The 19,353-nt window shown below is 67.9% G+C and carries 15 protein-coding genes; 10 read left to right on the top strand and 5 right to left on the bottom strand.

Features of this window, described 5'->3' with window-relative positions; genetic code table 11:
• From A5706_RS11635 to A5706_RS11655, 5 genes are all read right to left on the bottom strand, one after another.
• Window positions 1-1,132: LLM class flavin-dependent oxidoreductase (locus A5706_RS11635; protein ID WP_156767074.1), on the bottom strand; the 1,132-nt coding region annotated here is incomplete at its 3' end.
• On the bottom strand, window positions 1,129-1,911 hold the full coding sequence (locus A5706_RS11640) for an SDR family NAD(P)-dependent oxidoreductase (RefSeq protein WP_068130465.1): 783 nt from the start codon (window positions 1,909-1,911) through the stop codon (window positions 1,129-1,131). The genes A5706_RS11640 and A5706_RS11635, both read right to left, overlap by 4 nt.
• The gene (locus A5706_RS11645) at window positions 1,904-3,535 is read right to left on the bottom strand and encodes an AMP-binding protein (protein ID WP_068130573.1); all 1,632 of its coding nucleotides are present in this window, start codon (window positions 3,533-3,535) and stop codon (window positions 1,904-1,906) included. Before A5706_RS11645 ends, A5706_RS11640 begins: the two co-directional genes overlap by 8 nt.
• Window position 3,536: 1 nt before the next feature.
• Window positions 3,537-4,286, bottom strand: a complete 750-nt coding sequence (locus A5706_RS11650; RefSeq protein ID WP_068130468.1) for a GntR family transcriptional regulator — start codon at window positions 4,284-4,286, stop codon at window positions 3,537-3,539.
• The gene (locus A5706_RS11655) at window positions 4,286-5,896 is read right to left on the bottom strand and encodes an SMP-30/gluconolactonase/LRE family protein (protein ID WP_068130473.1); all 1,611 of its coding nucleotides are present in this window, start codon (window positions 5,894-5,896) and stop codon (window positions 4,286-4,288) included. Before A5706_RS11655 ends, A5706_RS11650 begins: the two co-directional genes overlap by 1 nt.
• A 185-nt stretch (window positions 5,897-6,081) precedes the next feature.
• Between A5706_RS11655 and A5706_RS11660 the strand changes: the two genes are divergently transcribed.
• The 10 genes from A5706_RS11660 to A5706_RS11705 are packed head-to-tail and all read left to right on the top strand — an operon-like array spanning window position 6,082 to window position 19,349.
• On the top strand, window positions 6,082-6,942 hold the full coding sequence (locus tag A5706_RS11660; protein ID WP_068130477.1) for an SDR family NAD(P)-dependent oxidoreductase: 861 nt from the start codon (window positions 6,082-6,084) through the stop codon (window positions 6,940-6,942).
• 41 nt (window positions 6,943-6,983) lie between these two features.
• A complete protein-coding gene (locus A5706_RS11665; RefSeq protein ID WP_068130481.1) occupies window positions 6,984-8,303 on the top strand; it encodes an SRPBCC family protein in 1,320 nt (439 codons plus the stop codon).
• 5 nt (window positions 8,304-8,308) lie between these two features.
• Window positions 8,309-10,165 (top strand): NAD(P)/FAD-dependent oxidoreductase, encoded by a 1,857-nt coding sequence (locus A5706_RS11670; RefSeq protein ID WP_068130483.1) that lies wholly within the window; start codon window positions 8,309-8,311, stop codon window positions 10,163-10,165.
• Window positions 10,162-11,097 (top strand): SDR family NAD(P)-dependent oxidoreductase, encoded by a 936-nt coding sequence (locus tag A5706_RS11675; protein ID WP_068130486.1) that lies wholly within the window; start codon window positions 10,162-10,164, stop codon window positions 11,095-11,097. Before A5706_RS11670 ends, A5706_RS11675 begins: the two co-directional genes overlap by 4 nt.
• A gap of 19 nt (window positions 11,098-11,116) precedes the next feature.
• Entirely contained in the window at window positions 11,117-12,310 is a 1,194-nt protein-coding gene (locus A5706_RS11680) for a CaiB/BaiF CoA-transferase family protein (RefSeq protein WP_068130576.1), read from the top strand.
• 2 nt (window positions 12,311-12,312) lie between these two features.
• Window positions 12,313-14,031: a thiamine pyrophosphate-binding protein gene (locus A5706_RS11685; protein ID WP_068130490.1), complete on the top strand. Its 1,719-nt coding sequence runs from the start codon at window positions 12,313-12,315 to the stop codon at window positions 14,029-14,031.
• 16 nt (window positions 14,032-14,047) lie between these two features.
• Window positions 14,048-15,478 (top strand): aldehyde dehydrogenase family protein, encoded by a 1,431-nt coding sequence (locus A5706_RS11690; protein WP_068130494.1) that lies wholly within the window; start codon window positions 14,048-14,050, stop codon window positions 15,476-15,478.
• Window positions 15,479-15,485: 7 nt separating this feature from the next.
• Complete coding sequence (locus tag A5706_RS11695; protein ID WP_068130497.1) at window positions 15,486-16,469, top strand: MDR family oxidoreductase; 984 nt, start codon at window positions 15,486-15,488, stop codon at window positions 16,467-16,469.
• Window positions 16,470-16,482: 13 nt separating this feature from the next.
• Window positions 16,483-17,667 carry a MaoC family dehydratase N-terminal domain-containing protein gene (locus A5706_RS11700; protein WP_068130500.1) on the top strand — a complete coding sequence of 395 codons (1,185 nt, stop codon included), beginning with the start codon at window positions 16,483-16,485 and terminating at the stop codon, window positions 17,665-17,667.
• Window positions 17,668-17,669: 2 nt separating this feature from the next.
• Window positions 17,670-19,349, top strand: coding sequence for a class I adenylate-forming enzyme family protein (locus A5706_RS11705; protein ID WP_068130504.1), 1,680 nt, complete (start codon window positions 17,670-17,672; stop codon window positions 19,347-19,349).
• Window positions 19,350-19,353: the final 4 nt, after the last annotated feature.

Here is a 19,353-nt window from a genome sequence, read left to right on the forward strand (position 1 = left end):
AATGCTCGACAAACTCGGCAGCTGAGAAAGGCAGGCTTGCAGTGGCTTTCGGCGATGGCGCCGCCGACGCGGCGCTGAACTCCAGTCCGGCCATCGCGCCGTAATCCAGGATCTTGGGAACCCGCAGCCCGGCGTCCACATACGACTTGATGATTCGGGCGACCTGCCGGGGTGTGCCGTGCGGCACGACCGCCCGGATCGCTTCGGGCTTGACGCGGCCGAGGAAGTCGAGGATCCGTTCCCGCGTCAGCGTCGTCGGGTCGATGTCATGAAAGCCGCCCCAGTCGTCGCCCATCGGATGGTCAAAGCCGAAGCGGCGCAGCACTTCCGCGGATACCTGCAACAGGAACGCGGCCACCAGCGGAGCGCGCAGGATCCCTTCGATCGCGTCGTCGTCCTCGCCGATCAGGCAAACCTGCACGTAGCACGGCGTGATCGCCATCGGGTCGCGGCCGGCCTGTTCGGCCGATTGCCTTACCGCGCCCAGCATTTCGGCGTAGTGCTCGGGGGTCCACGCCCCGGCCGGCCACCAACCGTCGGCATAGCGCCCGACGATGTCGAGCATTCGTGGCCCGCTGGCGCCGATCCAGATCGGCGGGAAGCGCCCGTCGTAGGGCTCGGTGTCCAGGCGGGCGCGATGCAGCCGGTAGAACCGGCCCTCGAAGTCCACCGGACCGTCGCATTCCCACAGCAGCCGGATGACCCGCAGCGCCTCCTCGAAGCGGCCGACGGGCCTAGCGAAGTCGAAACCGTAGGGCACGATGTTTTCGCTCTCGCCGCTGCCCAGGCCCAGGATGAATCGCCCGCGGGAGAGATGGTCGATGGTCAGCGCGCTTTGGGCCAGCATCGCGGGGTGGCGGCGCACCGTGTCCACGACGCTGGTGGCGAGCGGCACCCGTTCGGTCAGCACGGCCGCCGCGGCGGCGACCGCCATACCGTCGAGGTGCCGGTGCGGCGACGGCGACGACGTTGCGAGGTCGGTGAACTCGGGCGTCCACAGCGCGTCGGGCCAAAAGCTCACCATGTGATCCGGCAGCCAGATCGAGTGGTACCGACCGGTGTCCAGCTCCGCCAGGCCCGACAGGTTCAGCGGGAGCGTGGTGCGCACGAACGCAGCGGGCGAAACCTTCACCGCGCCACCCACTCCGAGTTCAGCGCGAACTCCGACATGTACCTGGTCGAACTCCAGCCGCCGTCGACGACGATCGTCTGACCGTTGATGAAACTCCCGCCCGGCGAGCACAGGAACGCCACGGTGCTGGCGATGTCGTCGACGGTGCCCAGCCGCTGATGCGGCGTCAGCTCGGTGTTGATCTTGCGGAATCGCTCGTCCTGCAAGCGCTTCTCGACCATCGGTGTCACCGTGACGCCGGGCGCGACGGCGTTGCAGCGGATGCCGGCGGGGCCGTACTGGCAGGCGATGTGGGTGGTCAGCGCGGTCAGCCCGCCCTTGGCGGCGGAGTAGGCGCCGCCCCGCAGCCCGCCCACCACGGCGAAGGTCGACGTGATGTTGATGATCGCCGACCCGGGCCCCATGTGCGGCAGCACCTCGCGCGTGAGCCGAAACGGCGCCCGCAGCATCAAACCCAGGAAATAGTCCAGTGTTTCGTCGTCGGTTTCGTGTACCGGTTTGGGGTTGCCGACCCCGGCGTTGTTGATCAGGAAGTCGACGTGGCCCCACCGGTCGACGGCGGCCTCGACGATGCGCCGCGGCGCGTCGTCCTGGGTCAGGTCGACCGCCAGGGTCGCGACCCGAGCCGGGTCGGCGATGGATGCCTGCAGCTCGGCCAGTCGGTCCTCGTCGCGGCCCGTGCCGAGGACCGCCATTCCCATCCCGGCGAGGCTCCTTGCGCATCCCAAACCGATGCCGCTGGTTGCGCCCGTGACGATAGCGACCTGCATCTCACCCATCCTGTGTTAAAGCGGCCCTGATCCGATGTTTGAGGATCTTGCCCGCGTCGTTCTTGGGCAGGGCATCCCAGATGACCACCTGTTCGGGGGCCTTGAATTTCGCGACGCCCTTGCTTTGCAGCAGGGCGAGCAGCTCGGCGACGCCCGGCTCCGACTTGCCCCGCTCCGCCGAGGGCACGATCACCGCGCACGCCCGTTCCCCGGTCCGGTCGTCGGGCAGCCCGACGACCGCGATTTCGGCGATGCCGGGGTGCTCGGCGAGCAGGTCCTCGACCTCCTTGGCCGAGATGTTCTCGCCGTTGCGAATGATGACGTCCTTGGCCCGCCCGGTCACGAGGAGGTATTCGCCTTTCAAACCAGCTGAGACCCAGCGGCCGAGGTCCCCCGTGCGGAAAAACCCTGCGGCATCGAATGACTCGGCATCGTCGTGCAAATGCCGGTAGCCGAGCAGCATCTGTGGGCCGCGGACGCAGATCTCGCCGCCGCCGTCGGCTGCGAGGTCGTGGGGGACGAGTTTGATCTCCGCGATGCCGGCCCGCCCGTCGGTGTCCGCGGCTCGGTCGGCTTCGTCCGGCCGGGGCGCGCCGACGGTCGCGACGGGCACCTCGGTGCAGCCGTACACCCGGGTGACGACCGCTCGGTCGAAATAGCCGGCGGCGCGCCGGATCAGCGCCGGCGACACCGAGGCGCCGCCGCAGATGAACACCTTCAGGTCGGGCAGGCGGGTGCCGGCGCGTTCGGCGGCGGCCAACAGCTGCTGCAGGAACGGTGTCGCGCCGGCCATGTGGGTGCAGTGTTCACGGTTCATCATCGCCACGGCCGCCGCCGGGTCCCACCGGTCCATCAGCACCGCGGTCGTGCCCAGCAGCAGCGGGCATTCGAACGCGTAGATCGACCCGCCGATGTGGGCGATGGGCGACGGGACCAGGAACGTGTCGCCGGGCTCGACGTTCCAGTGGTCACGGATCTGGCTGATCAGCGCGTGTAGCGAATTGTGGCTGTGCAGCACGCCTTTCGGGCGGCCGGTGGTGCCCGACGTGTACAGGACCATGCGTGCGGCGTCGGGATTCAGCCGCGGCAACCGCGCGGGATCCGGCGGGCCCTCCAGCAGCGCGGGATAGGGCGTGTGCGCGCCGGCTTGCCAGATTTCAGAGCCGCGCAGCACCACCACCTCGGGCGCGGGGTCCATCGCGGCGGTGACGCGTTCGAGCATCGCGGCGTAGTCGTGACCGCCGAACCGGTGCGGGACGAAGATCATCGCTGCTTCGACGTCCTCGAGGATGAAGCGCAAATCGTGGTCGCGCAGCGACGGCAGGATCGGGTTCACCACCATCCCGGCCAGTGTCGCGCCCAGGTAGACGACGGCGGCCTCGTGCCAGTTCGGCAGCATGAACGACACCACGCTGCCGGTCGGCACGCGCGCCAGCAGGGCGTTGGCCAGCCGGGTCGCCTGGCTGTCGAGCGTGGCGCAATCCAGCCGAGTGTCCCCGTCCACCAGCGCCGTTCGCCGTGGCGTGGTCTCCGCGGCCGCGCGCAGCGAGTCCGCCAGCGTGGTGCTGACCCACAGCCCACGCCGGTATGCCTCCGCCGCGAATGTGGCGTCTTGATGGGCCCGGGCTGTCACGTCAGTCGGCCTGGTCATTCACGCGGCGCATGGTCATCGCGTAGCGAAAGCTCGACGACAGGTGAGTGTTGACCGTTACCTGGGCGACCTCGCCGTCGGATGTCTTGTAGGTTCGCCGCATCTCCAGCGCCGCCGTGCCCGCCGCGACTCCGAGGCCGTCGGCCAGCCCGGGCGGCAGCAGCACCGCGGCGATTTCCTGGCGCAGCTCGGCGATGCTCACCCCGAACAGGTCCTCGATGAGCGGAAAGATCGGGCCGGTGTGGCGTCGCAGCAGCCGGCCGACCGCGGCGAAATCGCGGTTGATGTAGTACTCCGTTCGACACAGGGGCGCCGAGGCGCCCTCGGCCCGCCGGTAGCCGCGCACGGACAACCACTGCGTGCCGGCCGGCAGCCCGGTCCGAGCGGCGAGTTCGTCGTCGATCTCCACCATCTCGTTGGACTCGATGGTCAGCTGCGCTCCGGACGCGAACGCGAGCAGGTCGTCGATCGACATCGTGTCCTGCGCATAGGAACTGGTCGCCGGCCGGGGGACCACCCGGGTGCCCGCGCGGGGCCGCGACGCGACCAGGTTGTCCTCGCGCAGCCGGCGCAGCGCTTCGCGCACGGTGTAGCGGCTGACCGCGAATCGCTCGCACAACTGGTGCTCGGTCGGCAGCTGCGAACCCACCGGGTACACGCCGTCGACGATCTCTTTGCGCAGCGTTCGCGCGATCTGCAGATAACGGTGCTCGCTCGAGATCGCCTGGGACATCAGCGGCCGTCCCGGGATCGGCGCACCGCCAGCACGCTGCCGTCCCCGTCGGCCGAGACGTACAGCGTCCCGTCGGCCGCGGCGGCGACGCCGGCGAACGGGCCCTGCGGCCCGGAGAACGGCGGCATGCCTTTCAGCGGCTTGGGGACCACGCCCGCCGGGGGACCGACCGGTAAACCCGACGCCACCGTCCACCGAGCCCTGGTGTTCATGTCGAACGCGACCAACTCCTTGGCGCCGGCGTCGACGATGTAGAGCACGCCGTCATGCACGCAGATGCCCTGCGGGCGTTGCAGATCGGCGACGACGGTGTCGATGGTCGATCCGTTCAGTCGGATCACCCGTCCGGCGCCTGCCTCCGCGACCAGGCACGCCCCGTCGGCGCCCATCGCGACTCCGACCGGCTCGCGCAGGCCGCGGGCCAGCGCGTCGACGCCACCCGGGCGGACCGACAGCACCCGCCCGGTGCCCAACTCGGCGACGACCGGCCCGCCCGGCCCGACCGCGACGCCGTAGAGCTGGTCGAAACCGTCTGCCAGCACCTCGGTTTCGCTCGCCGCGGGCCGGTAGCGGCCGACCTGGCCGCCCGAGGTGGTGACGGCGAACTCGCCCGGCCCGCTCGACGCGACGCCCCGCAGGAAGCCGGGATAGCCGGGGCTGAACAACATCCCGACGGTCTGCAACGACCCGTCGGGCAGGGCGACATAGAAGTATGTGCCGTCGGCGACGTAGAGCCGTCCGTCGTGGCCCACGGTCAGATCCAGCGGCCAGTTCAGCCCGCCGGGCAGCACGGTTCGCGTCGAACCGTCCGGCGATATCTCGGTGATCTCGCCGGTGAAATTGGATGCCAGCACCCGGTCGCCGACCAGGGTGCAGTTGTCCAGGCCCGGGCTCAGCTGGGCCAGCAGCCGCCGATCACCGTTGCGCGGGTCGATGCGCAGCACCTGCCCGCTGGCCACCTGGGTCGAGACGATGTAGCCCTGCGGGTCGAACTTGACCGAGTCGGGCACACCGAGATCGCCTGCGACGCATTGTGGTTCGCCGCCGTCGGGATGCACGCGCCAGATCTCGTTGGCGCCCATGACCGGGAAATACAGCATTCCGTCCGGGCCGACCTCCATCGCGTTGGGTGAGGGCACGCCGTCCAGGAGCACCCGCGGCGGCCCGCCGTTCAGGTCCAGCTCCAGCAGCCGCCCACCCTCGCGGCATTCGCCGATGAACAACCGGTCGCCGTGAAAGGTGATCCCGTTGGCCGACGGAACGTCGTCGCGCAGCACCCGGGTCCGGCCGGCGGTGTCGCGCACGCTGACCCGCCCGTCCATCACCTCGGTCGCGTACAGGTTGCCGCGCGCGTCGAACGCGACGTCGTCGGGGGCGACGATCTCGCCGCCCTTGGCGCTCACGACGCCCAGTTGCCCGGTGCGGTGATCCAGCGCGCTGATTTGGCTGCCGGTCACCTGCGCGATGTACACGCGCCCGTCCGGCCCGGTGCGCAGGCCGTTGGCGCCGAACAGGCGGCTGGGAGGAGTGACCCGGTCGAGTCGCCAGCCGTCCGCGACGCCGATCGACGGCGGTACCGCATATCGGGATGGCTGCGTCGCGATGGCCATATCCTGCCGTGGTCCTTCCGTCAGCCCTGTGAGCTGGACGCTATCAACTTGTTCTAGTCCAGACAATAGCTTCCGAAGCGGGCAGGCTTGGCCTTGACAGCCAACTCTGTCGATGGGAATAGTGTTCTCCAAAGGACAGAACGCTGTATCTTGTCCGGACAAAGCGACGCAGCGGATTGCAGGTCATGGACGATCTTCTCGGGCGCCTCCCAGGGCTGGACGGGCGCGTCGTCGTGGTTTCCGGCGCCGGTGGCGGCGGCATCGGCACCACCGTCACGGCCATGACCGCCCGCGCCGGGGCGACGGTGATCGCGGTGAGCCGGTCGAAGGAAAACCTGGACGAGCACGTCGCCCCGCTGGCGCGACGGGGCCTGGCGGTGGTGCCCGTCGCGGCCGACGCGTCGACGGACGAGGGCATCGCCACGGTGATCGACCAGGCGCGGCGTGCCGACGGCAGCCTCTACGGTCTGGTTAACGTCGCCGGCGGCGCCGAGCCGTCGACGTGGATGCCGTCGACGCGGGTGACGCGCGGCGACTGGCGCAAGATCTTCACCGACAACCTCGAAACGGCGTTCTTCATGAGCCAGGCCGTGGCGGCCGAACTCGTCGCGCAGCAGCGGCCCGGGTCGATCGTGTCGATCTCGTCGATCAGTGGCATGAACACCGCGCCGTTCCACATCGCCTACGGGACCGCCAAGGCCGCGATCTCGGCGATGACCCGGACGATGGCGCTCGAGCTGGCGATGTCCGGGATCCGGGTGAACGCCGTGGCGCCCGGCGTCACCGAGACCGCGGCCTCGCGCACCTACGTCGACGAGGACCCGGACCGGGATCGGCAGGCGATCGCGATGGGCCGGCGCGGCCGGCCGGAGGAGCAGGCCGGCGCCATCCTGTTCCTGCTCTCGGACCTGTCGAGCTACGTCACCGGCCAGACGCTGCTCGTCGACGGCGGCCTCGACCTCAGGTGGAGCCACCTGGGCGCCGACAATACCTCGCTGTTCCTCAAGGACGAATCCTTCCGCGCGGCCATTAGGAGGATGTCGTGACTGATACGAAAGTCCAAGCGACCGAAGAACTTTCGAAACCCATGACGATCGGCGTCGAGGCCTACATCAGCCCGGACTACGCCCGCGCCGAGCGCGACAAGCTGTGGCGCAAGGTGTGGCAGCAGGTCGGCCGCGTCGAAGAGCTGCCCGAGGTGGGCAGCTACCTGACCTACGACATCCTCGACGACTCGATCATCGTGGTGCGCACCGGACACAACGAATTTCGCGCGCACCACAACGTGTGCATGCACCGCGGCCGAAGGCTGATCGACACGCCGCAGGGCGCCAAGAACGCCTGCGGCCGCGCCCGCAAGTCGTTCGTGTGCGGATTCCACGGCTGGACCTACGGTTTGGACGGGGGGTGCACGCACATCCGCGAGCAACAGGACTGGCAGGAGGCGCTCACCCCGGAGAACACCCACCTTCGGCCGGTCATGGTCGAGACGTGGGGCGGCTGGTTGTGGATCAACATGGACCCTGACTGCGAGCCGCTGGCCGACTACCTGTTCCCCGCCGCCAAGATCCTCGACCCGTTCGGTCTGGAGAACATGCGCTGCAAATGGCGCAAATGGCTTTATTTCGACTGCAATTGGAAGGTCGCGCTGGAGGCCTTCAACGAGACCTACCACGTCTACACGACCCATCCGGAATTCAACAAGTTCGGCGAATTCAAGGGGTGGGCCAAGGCGCAGGGCAAGCACAGCAACATCGGCTATGACGCCCCGGACGACCTCGCGGCGACCAAGTCCAAGATCCGCCTCGGCACCGGCGCCGATCCCCGCGTGTCGACCGCGGAGATGCAGATCTACACGATGGAGGAGACCAACACCTCCACCACCGAGACGCTGGTGAACGCCGCCAAGCGGCTGGTCGACGAGCTGCCCGAGGGCACCCCGGCAGACAAGGTCCTCGAGCACTGGCTGGCGTCGGCGCGCCGCGACGACGAGGCCCGCGGCGTGATCTGGCCGACGATCCCGACCGACATCCTCGGGCAGGCCGGCACCGCGTGGCAGATCTTCCCCAACTTCCAGATCGGTCAGGGCCTGACGGTTGCGCTGTGCTACGGCGCCCGGCCGGACCCGAGCTACAGCCCCGACAAGTGCATCTTCGAGGTGTCGGTGTTCGAACTGTTTCCGAAAGGCGAAGAGCCGCAAACGGAGTGGGAGTACACGCCCGTGGGTGACCCGCGGTGGCGCTCGGTGTTGCCCCAGGACTTCTCCAACATGGCCGCCGTGCAGCAGGGCATGAAATCGCTGGGCTTTCCGGGCACCAAGCCCAATCCCTACCGCGAGCGCAGCACCGTCAACCTGCACTACCAACTGTCGAAGTACATGGGTACCGGTGAGCCGAAAGAGCTTTGAGATAGATGACCACCGCTGAGGAGCCCTGCGGGCCCACCGATGTAGCGCAGGACGTCGACATAGACGCGATGCGGGCCAGATACGCCCAGGAGCGCGAGAAGCGTCTACGCAAGGACGGCGGCGCGCAGTACCTCGAACTCGAAGGTGACCTGGCCGACTTCTACGAGATAGACCCATACACTCCGGTGGCCGAGCGCGCGCCGATCAACGAGGACATCGAGGTGGCCGTCCTCGGCGGTGGGTTCGCCGGATTGTTGTCGGGTGCCTACCTGAAAAAGGCAGGCGTGCAAGATGTTCGGGTCATCGACATGGCCGGAGACTTTGGCGGAGTATGGTATTGGAACCGCTTCCCCGGCATCCAGTGCGACAACGACGCCTACTGCTATATCCCAATGCTCGAGGAACTCGACTTCATGCCGAGCAAGAAGTTCGCCGACGGTGCCGTGATCTTCGCACACTGTCAGGCCATGGGTAAACACTTCGACCTCTACGATGGAGCGATCTTCTCGACCCAGGTCAAGACCATGCGCTGGGATGAGAACATCACACGGTGGCGGCTGATCACTAACCGCGGCGACGACATCCGCGCACGGTTTGTGGTGATGGCGCAGGGCTCGTACAACAAGCCAAAGCTGCCCGGCATCCCCGGTATCAAAGAGTACCTGGACGGCGGGGGCCACGCGTTCCATTCCGCGCGCTGGGACTACGACTACACCGGCGGCGATGCCAACGGCGGCCTACATAAGCTGGCCGACAAACGGGTCGCACTCGTCGGCACGGGGGCTACCGGCGTCCAGCTGGTGCCGCATCTCGGCCGGGATTCCAAGCAGCTCTTCGTGTTCCAACGCACGCCGTCGTCGGTGGACATGCGGGCCAACACGCCCACCGATCCGGCCTGGGCGGCGGCCCTGCAGCCCGGTTGGCAGGAGGAGCGCAAGCGCAACTTCCACAACTGGTCACCGTTCGTTGGAGTGGTCTTCGGCGAGCCGGACCTGGTGTGCGACTTCTGGACTGAATTGGGCCGCAACATGTCCGCCCGGATTGCCGCCAGCCCGGATCCCGCCTCACTGGGGATCGAGGAGATCATGGCGATCCGGGAGGAAGAAGACTACAAGATCATGGACCGGCTTCGTCGCCGGGTGGACGCGCTGGTCGACGACCCCGACACCGCGGAGTCGCTCAAGCCGTACTACCGCTTCATGTGCAAGCGGCCGTGTTCGAGCGAAACCTACCTGCCGACGTTCAACCTGCCTAACGTGACGTTGGTGGACGTGTCGGAATCCAAGGGTGTGGAACGCCTGACAGCGAAGGGCATCGTCGCCAACGGCGTTGAGTACGAGGTCGATTGCGTCGTATTCGCCAGCGGGTTCGAGATCTCTACGGAGATCAGCCGGCGCTTCGCCGTCGACGTCATCGAGGGCCGAGACGGGGTGTCGCTGTTCGACTACTGGCACGACAGGTACCAGACGCTCCACGGCATGACGACCCGCGGATTCCCCAACCAGTTCTTCACGGGCTTTATTCAGGGCGGCGTCTCGGCCAACACCACCGCGATGTTCGAGCAACAGGCAGAACACATCGCTTACATCATCGCCGAGGCGCAGAAACGCGGCGCGACCACCGTCGAACCCAGCCAAGAGGGCCAGGACGGCTGGGTCAGAACGGTCGCCGAGCTCGCGATCGACAACTCGGGATTTGAGATGTCGTGCACCCCTGGTTATTACAACAACGAAGGCCAGGGTGGTGCCAAAGACAACGGTGCGTTCCTCGGCGATTTCTACTCGCCGGGTTTCTACGCCTTCGGTGACCTGATCGCCGAGTGGCGCGCCAGGGGTGACTTGGAAGGCCTTGAGCTTTCGTGAGCGAATTGCGGTTCGATGGCCGGGTCGCGGTCGTCACAGGCGCCGGGCGGGGCCTGGGCTGCGAGTACGCGCAGCTGCTCGCCAGGCGCGGGGCGAAGGTGGTCGTCAACGACCACGGCGGCAGCCTGGCCGGCGACGGGGCCGACGCCACGCCCGCCGAGGAGGCGGTCGAGGCGATCAAGGCCGGCGGCGGCGAGGCCGTCGCGTCCACCGCGTCAGTCGCGACCCGAGAGGGCGCCGCCGAAATCATTCAGAGCGCGCTCGAACACTACGGTCGCCTCGACATCCTGATCCACAACGCCGGCAACGTCCGTCGCGGCTCGCTGAAGGAGATGAGCTACGAGGATTTCGACGCCGTGCTCGACGTGCACCTGCGGGGTGCGTTCAACGTTGTGCGGCCGGCGTTTCCGGTGATGTGCGAGGCCGGCTACGGGCGCATCGTGCTGACGTCCTCGATCGGTGGCCTGTACGGAAACCACGGCGTGGCCAACTACGCGACGGCGAAGGCCGGCGTGCTCGGGCTGTCGAACGTCGCCGCCCTCGAAGGTGCGGCCGAGGGCGTGAGGTGCAACGTGATCGTCCCGGCCGCGGTGACGAGGATGGCCGATGGCATCGACACCTCGTCGTACCCGCCGATGGGCCCCGAGCTCGTCGCGCCCGTGGTGGCCTGGCTCGCCCACGAAAGCTGTTCGGTGACCGGGGAGATGTTCATCGCGCTGGCGGGTCGGGTGGCGCGGGCGGTGATCGCCGAAAGTCCCGGTGTGCACCGGCCGGCGTGGACGGTCGAGGATGTCGGCGCGCATCTCGACGCGATCCGAAACGTCGAGGCGCCGCTGATCTTTCCGGTAGTGCCCGACGGTCACGGCCAGCACATCCGGTACAGCTTCGACCTCGCGCGCCGTTCCAGTGATCGAGGCGTGCTTCATGGCTAGCCGGGCGGGCGCGGGACCACTGGCCGGCGTGCGGGTGATCGACCTCACCGCGATGGTGATGGGACCGTACTGCACCCAGATCATGGCCGACATGGGCGCCGACGTGATCAAAGTCGAACCGCCCCAAGGCGATAACACCCGCTACATTTCGGTCGGTCCCGCGCCGGGCATGAGCGGGGTGTTCGTCAACGTGAACCGCGGCAAGCGCAGCGTCGTGCTGGACCTGCGCACCGACGAGGGAACGCGGGCGCTGCGCGGCCTCGTCGAGTCCGCGGACGTGTTCATCCACTCGATGCGCGCCAAGGCGATCGCCAAGCTCGGCTTCGCCTACGACGACGTCGCCGCGATCAACCCGGCGATCGTCTACACCAACTGCTACGGGTACGGGCGGCGCGGGCCCGAACGGGACCGGCCGGCCTACGACGACACCATCCAGGCCGAATGCGGCCTGCCCGCGGTGCAGCAGCAGCTCACCGGCGAGGCCGACTACGTCGGCACCATCATGGCCGACAAGGTCGCCGGGCTGACCGCGCTGTACGCGACGACCATGGCGCTGTTCCACCGCGAGCGCACCGGCGAGGGGCAGGAGGTCGAGGTCGCCATGTTCGAAACCATGGCGTCGTTCATGCTCGTCGAACACGCCAACGGCGCCCTGTTCGACCCTCCCCTGGGCCCGGCCGTCTACCCGCGCACGGTGGCGCCCAACCGCCGTCCCTACCGCACCAGCGACGGCTACATCGCCGCGCTGATCTACAACGACAAGCACTGGAACGCATTCGTCAACGCCGTACGGCCGCCCTGGGCCAGCGAGGTGTATTCGACGCTGGAAGAGCGCGCGCGCCACATCGACACCGTGTACGGGTTGGTGGCCGAGACCATGAAACAGCGCTCGACCCAGGAGTGGCTGGCGCTGTTCCGCGAGCTCGAAATACCGGCCGCGCCACTGAACACGCCCAGCGCCTTGTTCGACGATCCGCACCTCAACGCCGTCGGCATGTTCCAGACCGTGGACACCCCGCACGGGCCGGTGCGATTCCCCGGAGTGCCCACCTGGTTCTCGCGGACCCCGGGCCGCATCGCGGGGCCTGCGCCGGAGCTCGGCGCCGACACCGACGAAGTGCTCGCCGAAATTGGCACGAGCAGACACAGAATCGCACGAAACAGTCTGCCAGAGGGCGATTTTGCGTCTGCTCGCGAGGGAACGGAGTTTTAAACATGGCTGTGCCCGTCTACAAGCGCATCCTCGACCTCTTCGAGGTCGAGGGCGTCAACACACTGTTCGGCATCCCGGACCCGAACTTCGTGCACATGTTCGCCGAGGCCGACGCTCGCGGGTGGTCCGTGGTCGCGCCGCATCACGAGCTGAGCGCGGGCTTCATGGCAGAGGCGGCGTCGCGGATGACGGGCAATCCCGGCCTGTGCATCGGCACGCTCGGCCCCGGCATGGCCAACATCGCCGGGGCCATCCAGTGCGCGAAGGTCGAGAACTCGCCGGTGATCTTCATCGGCGGCCAGCGCGCCCGCATCACCGAGCGCCGGGTCCGGCGCGGCCGCATCCAGTTCGTCCGGCAGGAACCGCTCTTCGCGCCGTCGGTCAAGTACAGCGCCTCGATCGAGTACGCCGATCAGACCGACGAGATCATTCACGAGGCGATCCGCCGGGCCATGTCGGGAACACCCGGGCCCGCCTACATCGAGTACCCGTCGCACGTCATCCTCGAAGAGCTCGATGTGTCGGATCCGCTGCCACCCAACAGGTATCGGCTCGTCAACCAGACGGCGGGTGAGCGCGAGGTCGCCGAAGCGGCGAAGTTGATCCGGGCGGCCGAAAGCCCGATCCTGTTGGTCGGACACGGGGTCCACACCTCGCGCACCGGTGCGGCGGTCCGGGAGCTGGCCGACCTCATGGCCTGCCCGGTGATCCAGACCTCGGGCGGCACGTCGTTCATCGACGGTCTGCAGGACCGCACCTTCGCCTACGGATTCTCGCCGGCGGCCGTCGAGGCGGTGGTGAAGTCCGATCTGTGCGTCGCGCTCGGCACGGAGCTCGGCGAACCGAGCCACTACGGCCGGACCCGCCACTGGGCACCCAACGACGCGAAACGGAAATGGATTCTGGTCGAACAGGATCCGGTCGCCATCGGCGTCAACCGGCCCATCGACATCCCCCTGGTCGGCGACCTTCGCGGTGTGGTGCCCCAGCTGGTGGACGCGCTCCGTGACGAGCCGAGAAAGGCGTCGGCCGCTTCCAAGACCGACCTCTCCCGCTGGATCTCCGAGGACGCGGCGGAGCTGGCGCAGCTCGCGGAGAACGCGCCCACGGGCCGCACGCCGATACACCCGGCGCGGTTCGTCGTGGAGGCCACCCGAGCGTTCCCCAAGGACGGCATCCTGGTCCGCGACGGCGGCGCGACCGTCATCTTTCAGTGGACCTACTCGCAGGCCAAGCCGCGCGACGTCATCTGGAACCAGAACTTCGGCCACCTGGGCACCGGCCTGCCGTACGCGATCGGGGCGTCGGTCGCGGAGGGCGGCAAGCGCCCGGTGATGCTGCTGACCAGCGATTCGGCGTTCCTGTTCCACATCGCCGAGTTGGAAACCGCCGCGCGGCAACAGCTTCCGCTGGTGTGCGTGGTGGGCGTCGACCACCAATGGGGCCTCGAGGTGGGCGTCTACAAGCGCACCTTCCCCCAGCCGTCACCCCAGCCCGGCGTGCACTGGAGCAAAGACGTCCGCCTGGACAAGGTCGCCGAGGGCTTCGGCTGCCACGGCGAGTACGTCGAAAAGGAGGACGACATCGGCCCGGCGATCGAGCGGGCCTACGCTAGCGGCAAGGCGGCCGTGGTCCACGTCTGCATCGACCCGAAGGCCAATTCCGAGGAGATGCCCAAGTACGACGAATTCCGCACCTGGTACGCAGAAGGCACCCAGTAGGTAGTAAGGAGTAGTCATGCGCGAGTACTTGAAGTTCTACATCGACGGCCGCTGGGTCGACCCGGTGCGGCCCAACACGTTCGACGTCGAGAACCCGGCCACCGAACAGGTCGCGGGAAAGATCTCGCTCGGCTCGGCCGCCGACGTCGACGTGGCGGTCAACGCCGCCCGGCGCGCTTTCGACGGCTGGTCGCAAAGCACCCGGGAACAGCGCCTCGAACTGCTGGAGGCGATCCTCGCCGAATACGGCAAGCGGGCGGGCGATCTGGCCGACGCGGTCACCGAGGAGATGGGCGCGCCGCCGTCGCTGGCGGCCGGCCCGCAGGTCCAGCTCGGGCTCGGCCACCTGGTGACGGCGATCGACGTGCTGAAGAACTTCCAGTTCTCCGAACAGCACGGGGCGACGCTGATCGCCAAGGAGCCGATCGGTGTGTGCGGGCTGATCACGCCGTGGAACTGGCCGCTCAACCAGATCGCGGTCAAGGTCTACCCGGCCTTGGCGACCGGCTGCACGATGATCCTCAAACCGTCCGAGGTGGCGCCCTTCTCCGCCTACATCTTCACCGAGATCCTCGATGCCGCGGGCGTCCCGGCCGGGGTCTACAACCTGGTCAACGGCGACGGCCCGGGCGTCGGCGTCGCGCTGGCCAGCCACCCCGACATCGACATGGTGTCGTTCACCGGGTCCACGCGCGCCGGCGTCGAGGTGGCCAGGAACGCCGCGACGACGGTGAAGCGGGTGACGCAGGAGCTCGGCGGCAAGAGCCCCAACATCGTCCTCGACGACGCGGGCTTCGCCGACAGCGTCCGCGCCGGCGTGACCAACATGATGCCGAATACCGGGCAGAGCTGTAATGCCCCGTCGCGCATGCTGGTCCCGAATTCGCGGATGGCCGAGGCCATCGAGATCGCGCGCGAGGTCGCCGAGCAGGTGAAAGTCGGTAATCCCGAGGACAAGAGGGCGATCGGACCGGTGGCCTCACAGGCGCAATTCGAAAAGGTCCAGGGCCTGATCCAGAAGGGCATCGACGAGGGCGCGACCGTCGTGGCCGGCGGCCCGGGCCGGCCGGACGGGCTGGACAAGGGTTACTACGTCAAGCCGACGGTCTTCGCCAACGTCACCAACGACATGACGATCGCGCGCGAGGAGATCTTCGGTCCGGTGCTGTGCATCCTCGGCTACGACGACCTCGACGAGGCCGTGCAGATCGCCAACGACACCGACTACGGCCTGGCCGGCTATGTCTCCGGGGCCGACCTCGACAAGGCCCGGGAGGTGGCCCGCAAGATCCGCGCCGGCTGGGTGACGATCAACCACGCCTTCGACATGAACTCGGCGTTCGGCGGCTACAAGCACAGCGGCAACGGCCGCGAGTGGAGCGAGTTCGGGTTCCACGAATACCTCGAGGTCAAGAGCACCCTGGGCTACGCGCCCCAGAAGGGATGAAGCACAGATGTTTTCAGCAGTCTTGATCGACAAGGGTGACGCGGGACAGACCGTCGGGGTCACCGAGCTGGACGAGGCCCAGCTGCCCGACGGTGACGTCAGCGTCGACGTCGAGTACTCCACGCTGAACTATAAGGACGGCCTGGCCATCACGGGCAAATCGCCCGTCGTGCGCAAGTTTCCGATGGTGCCCGGTATCGACCTCGCCGGCGTGGTGAGCGAGAGCAGCCACGCAGACTGGAGCAAGGGCGACCGCGTGGTGCTCAACGGTTGGGGCGTCGGCGAGACGCATTGGGGCGGGCTGGCTCAGCGGGCCCGCCTCAACGGTGACTGGCTGGTGCCCCTGCCGGCCGCCTTCACCACCCGCGAGGCGATGGCGATCGGCACCGCCGGCTACACCGCCGGTCTTTGCGTCGATGCCCTGCTGCAACACGGGGTCTCCCCCGATCAGGGCGAGGTCCTGGTGACCGGCGCGACCGGTGGCGTGGGCACGATCGCGATCGCGCTGTTGACCGCGGCCGGGTTCAAAGTGGCCGCCGCGACAGGCAAGTCGTCGGAGGGACAGTTCCTCCAGCAACTCGGCGCCGTGACGGTGTTGGACCGCGCCGAATTGAGCGAGGCGGGCAAGCCGCTGCAGAAGGAGCGTTGGGCGGGCGTCGTCGACACCGTCGGCAGCCACACCCTGGCCAACGCCTGCGCGCAGACCCGGTACGGCGGCGCGGTCGCCGCGTGCGGCCTGGCCGGCGGCATGGACTTCCCGGCGACCGTGGCGCCGTTCATCCTGCGCGGTGTCTCGCTGCTCGGCATCGACAGCGTGATGGCGCCCAAGCAGCGGCGGCTGACCGCCTGGGAACGCCTGGCCCGCGACCTGGACGCCGGCGCGCTCGATGCGATCGCCCGGGAGATCGCCCTGGGCGAAGCCATCGCCTCGGCCGGCGAACTCATGGATGGCAAGGTGCGCGGCCGGATCGTCGTCGATGTCAACCGCTGACGGGGAGCTCTGAATGACGGAGAACACCACCGCTCAACTCGACTTGACCGACGTCGATCATCGGGTGGGCAAGCCCGTCGGTGGCGGGCAGCTGTGGGACCCGTGCAGCTCCTCGGACATTCGGCGCTGGGTGATGGCGATGGACTACCCCAACCCGGTGCACTGGGACGAGCAGTTCGCGCGCGAGTCGAAGTTCGGAGGCATCGTCGCGCCGCAGTCCATCGCGGTAGCCCTGGACTACGGGCACGGCGCGGCGCCGGCGTGCGTGGGCCACATCCCGAACAGCCACTTGATCTTCGGCGGAGAGGAGTGGTGGTTCTACGGCTGCCCGGTTCGCCCCGGGGACAAGCTGTTTCAGGAACGCCGGTTTCACGACTACAAGGTGACCGAGACGAAATTCGCCGGCCCCACGATGTTCTCCCGCGGCGACACCGTCCACAAGAACCAGCACGGCGCCCTGGTGGCGCGCGAGCGTTCCACCGCGATCCGCTATCTGTACGAGGAAGCCACCAAGCGTGGCATGTTCGAAAACCAGCTCGGCGAGATCAAACGCTGGACGCAAATCGAACTCGAGGCGGTCGAGCGGCTGCGCCGCGAGTGGCTCGAGTCCAACCGACTGGGTGTTTCGCCCCGCTTCGACGAGGTCAAGGTCGGCGACACGCTGCCGCGTCGGGTGATCGGCCCGCACAGCATCGCCAGCTTCACCACCGAATACCGGGCGTTCCTGTTCAACATCTGGGGCACCTTCGAGTGGGTGGCGCCGGCCGGCATCGAGGATCCCTGGGTCTATCAGGATCCCGGTTGGGGCAAGGACTTTGCCTTCGACGAAGAAGACGCGAAGATCGATCCGCGCAAGCGCGACGGGCTTTACGTCGGTCCGTCGCGTGGACACATTGACGCCGAGCGGGCCAGCGAGGTCGGCATGGCGCGCGCCTACGGCTACGGCGCCACGATGGGCGCGTGGTGCACCGACTATCTCGCGTACTGGGCCGGCCACGACGGCCTGGTGCGTCACTCCAAGGCCGACTTCCGCACGCCGGCCTTCGAGGGCGACGTGACATATTTCGATGCCGAGATCGTCGACAAGCAAACGGAGTCGGCCTGGGGTGTGCCGCTGGTCCAGGTGAAGCTGCGGCTGACCAACCAGAACGGGGAAATGCTGGTCGGCTGCACGGCCGAGGTGGAACTCCCGTTGTAGCCATGGCCGACGAGACGGATCCGCAAGCGGCACAGGTTCTTTCGATCGTTTCCGGGCCACCGCTGTCGGATGAGCCCGGGCTCGGGTCGCTCACGCTGCCGGGCTTCCTGCACGACGTGACGCGGACGTACGGCCCGCGCGAGGCGTTGGTGTGGCGCACCGCCGACAGCGTCACCCGGTGGACGTACGCCGAACTCTGGGACCGCGCGATCGAGGTGGCGCGCGCGTTGCGCGCGTGCGGCGTGGGCAAGGGCACCCGCGTCGGGGTGTTGATGACGAACCGCCCGGAATGGCTTGCCGCAGTGTTCGGCACCTCCTTGGCCGGGGGCATCGCCGTCCCGTTGAGCACGTTTTCGACGCCGCCCGAACTGGACTATCTGATCCGGGCCTCCGCCATCGCGGTGCTGTTGTTCGAACGCACGGTGCTGACGAAGGACTTCGCGGCCGTGCTGGCCGAGCTGGACCCGGCGACGTACCCCTACTTGCGCAAACTCGCGCTCGTCGGTGACCCGGCGCCGGGCATCCAATCGTGGCCCGAGTTCCTGTCCTCCGGCCACGAGGAGCCGCGCGAGTTGGTCGAGGCGACTGCCGCGGCGGTGTATCCCAGCGATTCCGCCGTGCTGTTCTTCTCGTCCGGCTCGACCAGCAAGCCGAAGGGCATCCTCGGCGCGCACCGCGGGGTGTGCATCCAGCTGTGGCGGTTCCGGCGCATGTACGGGTTCAGCCCGGACGACCGCGTTCGCGGCTGGACCGCCAACGGCTTCTTCTGGTCCGGCAATTTCACGATGGTGCTCGGGTCCACGCTGGCCAGCGGCGGGGCACTGGTCCTGCAATCGACGTTCGACGCCGCGGAGGCGCTCGAGCTCATGCAGGCCGAGCGGGTGAACTTCCCGTTCGCGTGGCCCCACCAGTGGGCCCAGTTGGAGGGCGCACCCAACTGGAGCACGGTGGACCTGAGCAGCGTGCGATTCGCGGATTTCAAGACCCCCATCGCCCACCATCCGACGGTGTCGGGCGAGTGGCACGAGCCGGGCCACGCCTACGGCAACACCGAAACATTCACGATCACAACGGGTTATCCCGCCAACACCCCACCCGAGGTCCACGCGGACAGCTTCGGGGTGGCGCTGCCCGGTGTGACGTTGAAGATCGCCGATCCGCTTACCGGCGGCACCGTCCCGCGCGGCCAGGCCGGCGAGATCTGCGTCAAGGGGCCGACACTCATGCTCGGCTATCTCGGCACCCCGCTCGACGAGACGCTCGATTCCGAGGGCTTCTTCCCGACCGGCGACGGCGGCTACCTCGACGACGAGGGGCGGCTCTACTGGCAGGGCCGGCTGACCGACATCATCAAGACCGGCGGCGCGAACGTCTCCCCCCGCGAAGTCGACGAGGCCCTCATGACGCAGCCGGGCGTCAAGGTGGCCCAGACCGTCGGCGTTCCGCATCACACGCTCGGCGAGATCGTCGTCGCCTGCGTCGTGCCGCACGACGGCGTAACCATCGACACCGCAGAGCTTTTGGCGCGCATGCGGCAACGATTGGCGAGTTACAAGGTGCCGCGCCAGGTGCTGTTCTTCCGCGAGGACGAAGTGGCGGTGACGGGCAACGCCAAGATCAAGGCCGGCGAGCTTCGGGAACTGGCCGTCAAGCGACTGACCGAAGCAGGAGGTTTGCCATGAAGTG

The sequence above is a fragment of the Mycobacterium sp. E796 genome, assembly GCF_001672815.1.
In the GTDB taxonomy this organism is placed as follows: domain Bacteria; phylum Actinomycetota; class Actinomycetes; order Mycobacteriales; family Mycobacteriaceae; genus Mycobacterium.